The organism is Kitasatospora sp. NPDC058444, assembly GCF_042721415.1.
Taxonomy (GTDB): Bacteria; Actinomycetota; Actinomycetes; order Streptomycetales; family Streptomycetaceae; genus Kitasatospora.
Map to the genome: position 1 here is coordinate 260,695 of NZ_JBHXLL010000007.1, position 11,912 is coordinate 272,606.

The following is an 11,912-nucleotide window of genomic DNA, read 5'->3' on the forward strand; positions in this document are numbered from 1 at the left end:
ATGGTCGGCGCCCCGGTCGCTCCGCCGCGCGCGACGGTCCGCCGCCGGCCCGCGGAGCGATCCGCGGGCCGGCGGCGGGACGTCAGGTCGTCAGGGCGCCAGGCGGTAGGCGCGCAGCACGGTCTGCTCGACGGTGGAGCCGTCGGCGGCGCGTGCGGTGGCCTTGAGCGAGACGAAGCCGCCGGCGCCCGGCGGCGGTTCGACGGTGACGCGGTAGCCGCCGTCGGCCTGGGCGAGCGGGGCGTCGCGCCAGGTGGCGCCGTCGTCGAAGGAGACCCGCACGTTCAGGCTCGCGGTGGCCGAGGCCGGGGCGCCGCTCTGCCGTTCGACGGCGGCGAGCAGGGTGTGCCGGTGGCGCGGCGCCTGGTTGTCCGGGTCGACGGGGGCGGTGAAGCGGACGGCGTCGACCGGCAGCGCCGTGCCGCCGGCCCGGCCGTCGGGCCCGGGGGCGACGGCCGCCGAGCGGAAGGTCCAGACCGCCTCGACGGTGCCGGACAGCGTCGCCCAGGGCTCGGCCCGTACGGCCCTGGCGGTCAGCCGGTAGGCGGCGTCGGCGGCCGGGACGGCGAAGCGGGCCTGCTCCCGGTCGCTGGCGCCGACGCGCTGCCCGTCGCGTTCCAGTTCGAGGTGGACGGTGTCGTCCAGCCGCAGCGGCCACGGGGAGCCGACGTGGCCCGGGGAGGCGTCGCTGAACAGCTGCGGGGCCAGGGTGAGGTAGCCGTCGCCGGTGCGGGCCATGGTGGTCGCGCCGTCCTTGGCCGGGGCCAGGCCCGGGCCGATCACGGCGGCGTTCCAGCGTTCCGCGCAGGTCGCGCCGGCGGCGCAGCGCACCGTTCCGCTCTGGCTGACGGCGGTGCGCACCATCTCGCCGCCGGGGCCCGCGCTCTGCCCGAAGGTCGTGTCGCGGAGCTGGTCCTTCACGGTGAAGTACTCGGTGCGGGTGGCCGGCAGCGCGAAGGTGGGTTCGGCGATGGTGAGGGCGCCGAGACCGCCGGCGGACGCGAAGCTGCTGAAGTCGCCCGCGGTGCCCGGGCCCTGGGCGAAGTAGCGGGTGTTGAGCGTGGCGAGTTCGCCGGGGGTGACGGTCAGGGCCGGGTCGGGCAGCCCGCCGGTGGTGTGCACCAGCAGGTCGTAGCGGTCCGGCAGCCGGCCGTTGTGCGCGGCCGGACCGTGCTGGAGGCTCTGCGCGACGAAGTCGAGCCGGCCGGTGACGGGCCGGGCGGTGGGGACGACGTACAGGTTGCCGGGCCGGGCCACGACGGTGGCCGAGTCCGTGCAGTCGCCTTCGGCGGCGCTTCCGGCGGCGCGGTAGCAGTAGCCCGCGGAGAGCGAGTAGCCGGTGGTGGCGCGGCCGGGGACGGTGACGGTCAGCTGTCGGCCCTCGCGGGCGTCGACGGCGAGCCGGGTGTCGCCGCGCAGCTCCAGCTCGGGCTGCAGGAACAGGGTCGTGGTGGGGCTCGCGGTGCCCGAGCCGGGGGTGACCAGCTGTCCGCCGAGGTTGTAGCGGCCCTCGGGCACGCGCACGGTGGCGGTGCCGCCGGTGAACTGCAGCTGGTACGCGGCGTGGGTGTCCAGGTCGACCAGGCTGATCATCGACCAGGCGTTCCAGGTGCTCGGCCCCAGCGGCGCCCCGTTGCGGTCGACGGCCGTCACGGTGACGTCGTGCCGCACGGCCTCGCGGTTGAGCGCGTAGGCGGTGGTGACGGCGGTCCCGCCGGGCCCGGTGGCGCGCACCCGCCCGGTCAGCGACGCCCCCGAGGGGACGCGGGCCGGATCGACGGTCACGGTGGCCGACGCGGCGGCGCCCGCCGGCACCGTCAGGCGGGCGGGGGAGACGGTGAACGCGCCGGCCGCGGCGGTGGTCTCGGCGGCCAGCTCCAGGGTGACGGGCTCGCGGCCGTCGTTGCGGTACTCGACGGTGCGGGTGAGCGGCTCGCCGCCGGGCGGACCCTCCAGGTGGATCCCGGTGCCCTCGGCGGTGGCGTACACCTCCTGGGCGGTGGCCCGGGCGAGGTCGACGCGCCCGGCGCCCTGCTCGTACGCGCCCTGGCCGGCGGCCGGCGCCGCGGAGGAGGTGAGCGCAGCCTTGAGCTGCGGGCCCTTCCACTGCGGGTGCCGCTGGGCGAGCAGGGCCGCGGCCCCGGCCACGTGCGGGGCCGCCATGGAGGTGCCGGAGATGGCGGTGTACCGTTCGCCGACCGGTTCCTGACCGTTCGTCCCGGCGGCCCGGGCGGCGACGATGCCCACGCCCGGCGCGGTGAGGTCCGGCTTGACGGCCTGGTCGCCGACGCGCGGGCCCCGGCTGGAGGTCGCGGCGAGCGCGCCGTCGCGGTCGACGGAGCCCACGGTCAGCGCGGCGTCGGCGGACCCGGGGGTGCCGACGGTGCCCGGGCGGCCCTTGTTGCCGGCGGCGGCGACGAACAGGGTGCCGTAGCGGGCGGTGAGCGCGTTGACGGCCTGGGCCATCGGGTCGGTGCCGTCGGTCGGGGCGCCGGTGAGGCTCATGTTGACGATCGGCGCCCGGGCCGCGGCCCACTCCATGCCCTGGAGCACCCAGGACTCCTGGCCGTCGCCCTCGTCGTCGAGCACCCTGCCGACCAGCAGCTCGGCGTCGGGGGCGACGCCCTTGAACCGGCCGTCGGAGGCGGCGCCGGTGCCGGCCACGATCGAGGCGACATGGGTGCCGTGCCCGTCCGGGTCGGCGGTCACCGGCGCCTCGGCGGGCCCGGTGAAGTCGGAGGTCTCGCCGAGGGAGCCGACCACGTCCGGGTGGCCCCGGTCGATGCCGCTGTCGAGCACCGCGACCTTGACACCCTTGCCGGTCCAGCCGGAGCCCCAGGCCTGCGGGGCGCCGATCTGGGCGGTCGAGCGGTCGAGCGCCGCGCTGACCTTGCCGTCCAGCCAGACCTTGTCCACGCCGCCCGCGACCAGCCCGGCGCCCGGCCGCGCGACCAGCTGCCACAGCTCGCCCGCCCGCGCCTTCGGGGCGCGCAGGGCCGCGCCGTGCACGCTCTCCAGCGCCCGGACGGCGGTGGCGCCGGCCGGCGGCGCGGCCGCGGCCAGGCCCGGCGCGTCGCCGTGCTCCGAGCCCAGGATCAGCGGCAGCTCGGCGGTGTGCCCGTCGTCGTAGCCCTGGGCGATCAGCCCGGCGACGTCGAACAGCCGCCGGTCCAGCCGGCCGGAGTCCAGCGCCTCCACCGCGTCCGAGGGGACGAGCTCCAGCGAGCCGGGCGCACCGGAGCGCCGGACGAACGTCACCTCCTCGCGTCCCGGTCCGGGCCGCACTCCGGCCAGCGCCACCGCGCCGTCGGCCCCGACCCGGGCCGTGACCGTGTCGCCGGTGATCAGGGTGACCTGGACGGGCCGGCCCGGCGCCGGCCCGTCCGTCCCCGCTCCGTCCGTCGGGCCGTCAGCGGCCCAGCCGGCCGGGGCGGTCAGCGCCCCGACCAGTGCCGCGCCCAGCACGGCGGCCGGCCAGCGCCCGGCCGTCCGGGGCCCCGGCCCATGCCTGTGGTACCTGCGGGTTCCTCGCACGGGTGTCCTCTCGCTCGGGCGGCACCGGGGATTCCGGGGCCGCTCACGGGATCTGTCGAGGAATCGACGGAAGGAAGGGCAGCGGAGGATGTCATCCGATGATCAGAAGTCCGAGAAACCCCCGCCCCGCGACCCGCCGACCTCCCCGCCCTGCGACCGGCCGACCTCCCCGCGCGACCCGCCGGCCTCCCCGCGGGGCCTCCTGCCCTCCCCGCCCCGCACGACCGGCGAAATTTCCCGCCACCCGTGACATCCCGGCACCGGGTGCGTTCCGTCGGACCGGGCAGAGACGAACGGAGGACACACCCTGTGCGTAGCGCAGACCTGGACGAGTTCCGCGGCTTCGCCGAGGAACGGCTGCCGCACCTGCGGCGGACCGCCTACCTGATGTGCGGCGACTGGCACCACGCCGAGGACATCACCCAGACCGCCCTGACCAAGCTGTACGCCGCGTGGGGACGACGGCACCGGATCGCCAACCTGGAGGCCTACACCCACCGCGTGCTGACCCGCACCTGCATCGACCACACCCGGCGCCGCTGGCGACGCGAGGACCCGACACCCGCACTGCCCGACCGGCCCGGCCCGGGCACCGACCCCTCGCTCGGCCTCCAGGTCCGTGCCGCGCTCGCCGCCCTGCCGCCGCGTCAACGCGCCGTCGTGGTCCTGCGCTTCTGGGCCGACCTGGACATCGCGGACACCGCCAAGGCCCTCGGCTGCACCGCCGGAACCGTCAAGAGCCACACCGCCCGCGCCCTCACCCGACTGCGCGACCTGCTCGGCGACACCGACCCGTTCGACGAACTCGCCACCGCCCCGACCCCCCTGAAGGAACTCCTGTGACCCACCACGACGCCCTCGACCCGCAGGACGACCTGCGCACCCTCCTCGCCGCCGGCCTCGGCGCCGAACCGACCCTGCGCTCCGGCACCGTGGACGCGGCCGTCGCGGCCGGACGCCGCCGCCGCGGCACCCGCCTGGCCGTCCGCGCCGGCGCCACCGCGGCCGGCGCCGCCGCCCTGGCCGCCCTGGTGGCGACCGTGCCCACCGGCACCACCCCCGCCCCCGGCGCCCCCGCGGCCGCCGCCGACCCGCTGACCGGCCCGCTCACCCTCGCCGGCGCGGCGGGCGCCACCGCCGAACCGCTGCGCCCGGACTCCTTCGGCCCCGGCAGCGGCCGCGCCACCGACTGGACCAGCGACCACCTGGGCACCACCCTGGCCGCGCTCCTCCCCGCCGGCGCCACGACCGTGCGCCCCGGCGACATCCCGGGCCGCAGCTTCCGGGTCGCCTGGCAGTCCCCGGCCGGCCCGGTGGACTTCGTCGGCGGCGCCGACCACACCGCCGACGCGCCGAAGGTCCCGCTCTGCGCCACCATCGCCCTGCCCAAGGTCACCCCGCGCCCCGGCGTGCCCAGCCCGCAGGACATCGCCCCGCGGACCGACTGCCGGCTGGTCGAGCTGCCCTCCGGCGCCCGCGGCGAGGCCGTGACCATGACCCTCCCGCAGAGCGACCGGGTCTCCCGGTACGTCCGCCTCCAGCGCCCCGACGGCCGCACGGTGACGCTCCAGCAGTGGGCCCGGCAGCCGGACGCGGGACTGGACACGGCCGCCCTGCTGGCGATCGCCGACGACCCCGCCTGGCAGTTCTGACCCGCCCCGCACCGGCCGGCCGGGCCCCACGGCCCGGCCGCCCCCGTACCGCCCCGAAAACCCCGCTCCGAAACCGGACCCGAGCGCGCCAATTCCACCCACCCGCGGCCGGAATCCGCCCGCTCCGGCATCCGGGTGAAATGACGTGGCGTCGCCCGGCGCGAATGGAAGCCGGGTCCGACGCTGCCAGAATGCAGTTTCCTCGGGCCCGCCCGCACGGGCGGCGCCACCGGACGGCTGGAGCGGAACATGCAAATCACTCGACCCCGTAGGAGTCCGGAAAGGGAATCCCGCGCAGCCGCGGGAAGCTTCCCGTGGACGCTGATGTACCACTCGGTGGCGCCGGCGGCCGACGATCCCTATCTGATCACCGTCGATCCCGCACGGTTCCGCCGCCAGCTGCGCTGGCTGTCCGCCCGCGGCCTGCGCGGGGTGTCGGTGGGCGCCCTGATGCGCGCCCACCGGGACGGCACTGCCGCGGGCCTGGTGGGCCTCAGCTTCGACGACGGCTACCGCGACTTCGTGGAGGAGGCCATGCCCGCACTGGCGGAGCACGGCTTCACCGCGACGGTCTACGTCATCGCCGGCCGGCTCGGCGGCTACAACGACTGGGACAGCGAGGGCCCGCGCAAGCCGCTGATGACGGCACGCCAGGTCCGCGAAGCCGCCGCCACCGGGGTGGAGATCGGCTCGCACGGACTGACACACCGGCGGCTGGCAGGCCTGGACGCGCACGACCTGGCCGCCCAGGTCACCGACAGCCGCCACGCCCTGGAGGACCTCACGGGCCAGGCGGTCGACGGCTTCTGCTACCCCTACGGCTCGCTCGACGACGCCGCGGTGGAGGCGGTGGAACACGCCGGCTACGGGTACGCCTGCGCGGTCAGCCCCGGCGCCCACAGCGGGGTGTACGCGCTTCCCCGATGTTACGTCGGCGACCGGGACGGACCGCTGCACCTGACCGCGAAGCTGGTACGCGACCGCTGGCGGCGCTGACGCCGCTCAGCGGCTGACGGCGGCGGACTCCACCACGGGCTCCAGGCGCAGCCAGGACTCGTGCCACAGCAGGGCGCACCGGCGGTCGCAGCCGGTGGCCAGCGGTTCGCCGCCGCAGCGCAGGCCGTCCAGGATGAACCAGGGCCCTCCGGTGGGGTGCTGCCACCAGGCGAGGGACCGGTGAAGCAGTTCGGTGGCACCGTGACGGGTGCCGACGTGGCGCTCCATCCCCGGCTGGAAGGGGACGCCGTGCAGGCGCCCGTCGGGGCCGAGGGTCGCGTGGATCTCCTCCAGGCTGCGCACCGTCGCCCACCGGGTGACCGGCCGGGCGACGGGCGGGGGTGCGGGGGCGGGCTCCAGCCACTCGTCACGGAACAGCAGCGCGCAGTCCATCCCGCAGCCCTGGGCCCCGTCGGCGCCGTGGCAGGTGGCCCCGGCCAGGGCGACGGTGCCCGACAGGCGCCGCACCCGGTAGTGGTCGTCGATCATGCGGCGCACGACGCGTTCGACCTGGTAGACGCCCCCGCAGAACGACCACTGGCTCCGGGTGAACCACAGGCCGCGATGGCGGTCCTTGTCGTCCAGCGTGGCGCGCACCGCGGCCTCGTCCTTCACCCGGACCCAGTCCCCCTCGGTGAAGCGGGAGGGCCGGCCGGGCGCCGGAATGTCGGCGCGACGCTCACGCAGGCCCTCGCGGGCGATCCGCGCGCGGCGCACCACGCCGAGCGGGGGAAGGTCGCGCAGGGGCAGGCTCTTGTACTGGCACCGGTTCGCGGCGGTTTCGCAACGCAGCTCCGTGGTACCGGTGAACCGTGATTCCTCGACGGCCATCAATGAAATCCCATCGGGTCGGAGATATCGGCACAGGCTAGCGCAGCCCGGCTTTTCCGTGCTGGCCACCGGACCCATTCGACGCCATGTCGAAAGAAATAACACTAGACGCATTAAGAGTCTTCTTGAGTGAAAACCCATCACTTCCGGAGAATCCGGGTTCATATGCGTGTAATGTTTCCCCCGTTGACGAGGTGGAGTGGCCGAGTGGCGAGGCGACGGCTTGCAGGGCCGTTCAGATGGGTTCGATTCCTATCTCCACCTTTTCTCCTCTCCTCCGGCGCGCCGGGTGCACGGGCGGAACCCGCCGCGGCCCGCTCCGCGCCCCACCGGCCCGGGTGACCCGGCGTCAGCCCGGGCCGGCGTGAGCACCTGGGAGCCGCGCCCCGCGCCGACCGAGACGGAAAACCGGACCGCCCGGGCGCCGACTCGACCGAGTCGGCGCCCGGGCGGTCCGGGGCGTGCGGGGGTTTCGTGCCGTGCGGTCAGACGGTGACCCGCTCGGTGCGCTCCGCCTGGAGGTCGGCGGGCTGCTCGGCGGTGGCGGGGGTGTTCTCCCGGGGCGTGGGGAGCACGGCCATGATCACGGCGGAGATCACGATGGTCGCCGCCCAGGCGAGCCCGTACCTGCCGACGGGAGTGTCGGACAGCGGGCCGGCGAACCAGTCGCACTTGGTGAAGGCGAGCCCGGCCAGCAGCGCGAGCAGCCAGGACACCATCGCCTGCCAGCAGTAGCCGCCCTTGTACCAGTAGCGGCTGTTCCTGCTGGTGTCCATCAGCGCGTCGGCGTCGTAGCGCACCGCGCGCGAGCGGCGGCGGAACATGTCCACCGCGTAGACGCCGATCCAGGCCGAGAAGGAGACGGCGAGCAGGATCAGGAAGGTGATGAAGGAGCCCAGGAAGCTCTTGGCGACCAGCATCAGCAGCAGGCCGGCGACCAGCGAGATCACGGCGTTGATGCTGACGGCCATGGCGCGCGGCAGCTTCACGCCCATGGTCTGCGCGGTGAAGCCGGCCGAGTACATGGAGAGGCTGTTGATCAGCAGCATGCCCACGATGGCGGTCAGCAGGTACGGCACGGCCAGCCAGGTCGGCAGCAGGTCGCCGAGGAAGGAGACCGGGTCCGTGGCCTGCGCCAGGCCGGGCGAGGCCACCGCCATCACGGCGCCCATCAGCACCATCGGCACCATCACCAGGGCGGCGCCGGAGACCGTCACGCCGGCGATCTTCCGGCCGGAGGCGGAGTGCGGCAGGTAGCGGGCGAAGTCCGGGCCGGTGGGGACCCAGCTGATGCCGCCGGCGGCGATGGTCCCGATGCCGGCGATCATCATCGCGGTGGTGCCCGCGGGCTTGGCGAAGACCTCGCTCCAGTGGATGGTCGCGACCAGGTAGCCCAGCACCAGGATGCTGAAGACGCCGAAGAGGTACGTCGACCAGGTGTTGCAGACGTTCAGCGCCTTGCGGCCCATGCCGGAGACCAGGAAGGTGCAGGCGACGAAGGCGAGGAGCGTGATGACGATCAGCGCGGTGTTGCTCTTGACGCCGAAGAGCAGGTCGAGGACGGTCAGCACGGCGTAGGCGCCGGTGACGGCGTTGATCGTCTCCCAGCCGAACCGGGCGACCCAGAGGATCGCGCCGGGGAAGAGGTTGCCGCGCACACCGAAGGTGGCCCGGGAGAGCGTGGCACCCGGGGCGCCGCCCCACTTCCCGGAGACCGACACCACGCCGACCATGCCGAAGGAGACGACCGCGGCGCACGCGGCGACGATCAGGACCTGCCAGAAGTTCAGCCGGTTGAACACCACCAGGGCCGCACCCATGGTGAGGAGCAGGACGCTGATGTTCGCCGCGACCCAGGTGGGGAAGAGCTCGCGGACTCTGCCCCGGCGCTCGTGGTCCGGGACGGGTTCGATACCGCGGGTCTCTATCGCGCCGTCGTCGTCGACGGTGGACAGGTTGTCCATGTGGGTGGCTCCGTGCGTGTGAAGCGGGGGAGAAGAAAACAGACAAATGGAACATTTATGGAACTCTTCGCGCGTAGCGCGGGAGTTCAGCCATCCTACTTTGTCCACTTCGGTCCCGGATCGGCCCGACCGGCGGGCCGTCCCCGACCACGGCCCCGCGAGGGGCGGCCGCCCGGGCGCCGGGCCGTTTCAGTCCCACGGGCTGGTGGACACCGGGCCGGGGGCGACGATCACCGCCGTCCCGCCGTCGCGGGCACGGCCTTCCCAGACCTGGCCCCAGCCTTCCGGGACGCCGAAGGACAGCAGGTCGGCCCGGTGCTCCTCGTCGCGGACCAGGTCGAACCAGCCCTCGCAGAGCTGCCGGCGGACCAAGCCGGCCTGCTCCTCGGTCTCCCGCCTGTTCGCTGTAGTAGCCGTCGAAGAGGCGGGGCGAGTCGGCCCAGGAGACGTCCACCCGGTACTCGCCGGGCGGGACGCGGAGCGCGAGCTCGCGCGGCGCCCCGGTGATCCAGGGCGAGTCCACGACCAGCCGGCCGCTCGGCAGCCGGATCGTGGTGACCTCCCGCACCTCGGCGATCTCGATCCAGCTGTACGGGGTGTGCGGATTGCCGCCGATCCGCACACCCGGGGTGAACAGCCCGTCGAGGTACTCGCGCGTCTGCGGCCCGAGCTCGTCCATGCCCGCCCCCACCTCTTCCTTCTCACGTCCGTGGCACCTGCTGCCCCGGACGACCGGACGATACGCACCCCCACGGACAGTCCCGGTGCCGTGGCCCGCCTCACGCGGGGCCGGCCGCCGCCCCGCCCGGAAGTTCGGCCGGCAGGTGGCCGTAGCCGGCCCGGCCCGGCACCGCCCGGGCGAGCGCCCGGAGCAGCGGGGCCGGTGGTGCGGCGAAGATCCCGGGGTGGTCGCGCTCGCCCAGCTCCGGCCGGACCGGCCAGGCCAGCCGTTCCCGGTCCAGGTCGTACCGCGCGTCCACCCCCTCCCGGTTGCCCCGGGCGTCCAGGCGGGACCAGCGCCCGCGCAGGTGAACGGCGTTGAGGGCGTGCAGCGCGAATCCGCCCTCGCCGTCCGCCAGCCGCTGGTAGCACAGGCCGGTCGGCACGCCCTGCGCCCGCAGCAGTGCGGCCAGCAGGTGGGACTTGCCGTGGCAGATCGCGTTGCCCGCGGCCAGCACCTCGGAGGCGCGGAACGCCCCGCTGTACGCACCGGCGTCCGCGGAGTGCGCCACCCGGTCGCGGACGTGGTGGAACGCCGCCTCCGGTGTGGCCAGCCCGGCGGCCAGCCGCCGCAGCTCCGGGTGCTGGTGGTCGATCGCCTCGTCCGCCGCGAGGTAGGCGGCGAGGTCGTCGGTCTCCGGTCGCAGAATCATGCCGTCCACGGTGCCGCGAGCACCGTCCACCGGGGGCGGAATTCCACTCCCCGGACAGGGCGGGGCCACGGGGACGGGCGCCGCCCGCCTTGCCTGGGTGGCGGGTCGAAGGGCACGGTACCGGCAGCCGCGGCGCACCTCGCCGCCGCGGGCACCGCTCGTCCCAGTCCCCGTTCCGGCCGCCCCGACCCGCGTCCCCGCCCTGGAAGGCACCTGCGATGACCGATCCCGCCCGCCCCGTCCTCGACCTCGCCGTCCCACCCCGCCTCGGCCTGGCCGAGGCCCCCAGCCGCCCCGCACCCGCCGACCGCGACCTCGGCTCGGCGCTCCTCGACTCCCCGCCGGTGGACGGATCGCTCTGGCTGCGCTGGACCGGCCACGACGGCATCCGCACCCTGCACCAGGACGGCGGCCTCGCCCGCGGCTGGGTGGAGAAGGATGTCGACGGCCTGGACGGCTGGGTGGCCCTGCTGGGCGGCCGGATCGTCGTCACCGGCGACGGCGCGCCGGTGGTGCACGCCGACGCCTGGCAGGCCGGGGCGACCCTGCACGCCGTCCTCGTCCGGCATCCCGTCGGCCCGGCCGACGGTGAGCGGGAGGACCCGGACGACCAGGAGCACGGGCTGCTCGGCGACGTCCGGTACCGGGTCCGCCGCCGGGCCGCCGGGACGGGCCTGCGCGCCATCGGCCGGAGCCTCGCCGCCACCCGGGAGACCCTGCGCACCGCCTACCGGCAGACCGACCCCGGGGACCGGGAAGCCGCCCGCCGGGCCGCCACCGCCCGCGACGAATGGCAGCGCATCCACGACCACATCGCCGCCACCGCCGCCCCGCTCTACGACCCGGACGAGGACCCCGAACTCCAGCGGGCCCTGCGCCGGGACCGTCACCGGCGGCAGATCGCCGCCCGCGCCCGCGAGGCCGGCGGCGGGGCCCACCCGACGGCGGGCCCCGCCCACCGGGCCACCGACACCCACCGCTGCCCGGCCTGCCCCACCACCGAGACCCTCTACGGCGCCCTGGAGCGCGCCGGCCTGCACCGCCTCACCGACGAGGACCACCAGGCCGTCCGGGAACTCACCGGCACCCTCGACCTCGTCACGCTGTACCGGGTCGTGGACTGGTTGGAGCGCACTCGCGCCGCAGCCCTCGCGCCACGTGACGCCGGTCCGACCCCGCCCGCCGGGCCGGCCGAGCGCGGCGGCCGCCCCTGACCGTCCAGGGCGCCACGCCTGTGGCGGCGGTCTCATCGGCGGCCGGTCGGTGCTGACTCGGCGTGGTGGCGGCGGGCCGGTCGGTGAGGTCGCCGGGGCGGGGGCGGTGAGTGCGCTCACACACGGATGCGGGGGCACGACGGCACCTAGCAGTGTCCGTTCCGCCCCGCGTCGCGGTGGGGGCGGCGGGCGTTCGCGCAGGCCGGGAGGGGTGGGCGCGCCGCGGGCCGTGCGCCCTTCGATTCGGAGCCGACCTCCCGGCTACGACCGCGGATCGTAGCGGGAGGGCCTTGGCGGCGGCCGTCGCGGTCTGGCAACTTGGCATTCGTCGCCAGCCACACCGGCTCC

General features: G+C 75.5%; 9 protein-coding genes and 1 tRNA gene. 5 read left to right on the forward strand and 5 right to left on the reverse strand.

All coding sequences use genetic code 11. From position 1 onward, the window contains the following. Positions 1-90: 90 nt before the first annotated feature. Positions 91-3,534: a S8 family serine peptidase gene (locus ACFWP2_RS11600; RefSeq protein WP_380450168.1), complete on the reverse strand. Its 3,444-nt coding sequence runs from the start codon at positions 3,532-3,534 to the stop codon at positions 91-93. A gap of 309 nt (positions 3,535-3,843) precedes the next feature. Here ACFWP2_RS11600 and ACFWP2_RS11605 point away from each other — a divergent pair, with 309 nt between their 5' ends. The 3 genes from ACFWP2_RS11605 (at position 3,844) to ACFWP2_RS11615 (ending at position 6,182) form a co-directional block, all read left to right on the forward strand. After that, positions 3,844-4,377, forward strand: a complete 534-nt coding sequence (locus tag ACFWP2_RS11605; protein WP_360354423.1) for a SigE family RNA polymerase sigma factor — start codon at positions 3,844-3,846, stop codon at positions 4,375-4,377. After that, positions 4,374-5,186 (forward strand): hypothetical protein, encoded by an 813-nt coding sequence (locus ACFWP2_RS11610; RefSeq protein ID WP_380450169.1) that lies wholly within the window; start codon positions 4,374-4,376, stop codon positions 5,184-5,186. The genes ACFWP2_RS11605 and ACFWP2_RS11610 overlap by 4 nt, the downstream gene beginning before the upstream one ends. A 324-nt stretch (positions 5,187-5,510) precedes the next feature. Beyond that, entirely contained in the window at positions 5,511-6,182 is a 672-nt protein-coding gene (locus tag ACFWP2_RS11615; protein ID WP_380450170.1) for a polysaccharide deacetylase family protein, read from the forward strand. A 6-nt stretch (positions 6,183-6,188) separates the two neighbouring features. On the opposite strand, the gene ACFWP2_RS11620 is transcribed toward ACFWP2_RS11615, so the two are convergent. Continuing rightward, positions 6,189-7,013: a hypothetical protein gene (locus ACFWP2_RS11620; protein ID WP_380450171.1), complete on the reverse strand. Its 825-nt coding sequence runs from the start codon at positions 7,011-7,013 to the stop codon at positions 6,189-6,191. A gap of 193 nt (positions 7,014-7,206) precedes the next feature. Between ACFWP2_RS11620 and ACFWP2_RS11625 the strand changes: the two genes are divergently transcribed. Further along, positions 7,207-7,277, forward strand: a tRNA-Cys gene (locus tag ACFWP2_RS11625). Positions 7,278-7,498: 221 nt separating this feature from the next. Here the strand turns inward: ACFWP2_RS11625 and ACFWP2_RS11630 are convergent. The 3 genes from ACFWP2_RS11630 to ACFWP2_RS11640 form a co-directional block, all read right to left on the reverse strand. Next, complete coding sequence (locus tag ACFWP2_RS11630) at positions 7,499-8,977, reverse strand: purine-cytosine permease family protein (protein WP_380450172.1); 1,479 nt, start codon at positions 8,975-8,977, stop codon at positions 7,499-7,501. Positions 8,978-9,166: 189 nt separating this feature from the next. Beyond that, positions 9,167-9,349 carry a hypothetical protein gene (locus tag ACFWP2_RS11635; RefSeq protein WP_380450173.1) on the reverse strand — a complete coding sequence of 61 codons (183 nt, stop codon included), beginning with the start codon at positions 9,347-9,349 and terminating at the stop codon, positions 9,167-9,169. 407 nt (positions 9,350-9,756) lie between these two features. After that, positions 9,757-10,350: a transglutaminase family protein gene (locus tag ACFWP2_RS11640; RefSeq protein ID WP_380450174.1), complete on the reverse strand. Its 594-nt coding sequence runs from the start codon at positions 10,348-10,350 to the stop codon at positions 9,757-9,759. 218 nt (positions 10,351-10,568) lie between these two features. On the opposite strand from ACFWP2_RS11640, the gene ACFWP2_RS11645 reads away from it, so the two are divergent. Next, positions 10,569-11,564, forward strand: coding sequence for a hypothetical protein (locus ACFWP2_RS11645; protein ID WP_380450175.1), 996 nt, complete (start codon positions 10,569-10,571; stop codon positions 11,562-11,564). Positions 11,565-11,912 lie beyond the last annotated feature (348 nt).

Bases quoted from the DNA above. Each gene is read 5' to 3' on its own strand.
- ACFWP2_RS11615 (WP_380450170.1), top strand. From the start codon at position 5,511: ATGTACCACTCGGTGGCGCCGGCGGCCGACGATCCCTATCTGATCACC.
- ACFWP2_RS11620 (WP_380450171.1), bottom strand. From the start codon at position 7,013: ATGGCCGTCGAGGAATCACGGTTCACCGGTACCACGGAGCTGCGTTGC.
- ACFWP2_RS11630 (WP_380450172.1), bottom strand. From the start codon at position 8,977: ATGGACAACCTGTCCACCGTCGACGACGACGGCGCGATAGAGACCCGC.
- ACFWP2_RS11640 (WP_380450174.1), bottom strand. From the start codon at position 10,350: ATGATTCTGCGACCGGAGACCGACGACCTCGCCGCCTACCTCGCGGCG.
- ACFWP2_RS11645 (WP_380450175.1), top strand. From the start codon at position 10,569: ATGACCGATCCCGCCCGCCCCGTCCTCGACCTCGCCGTCCCACCCCGC.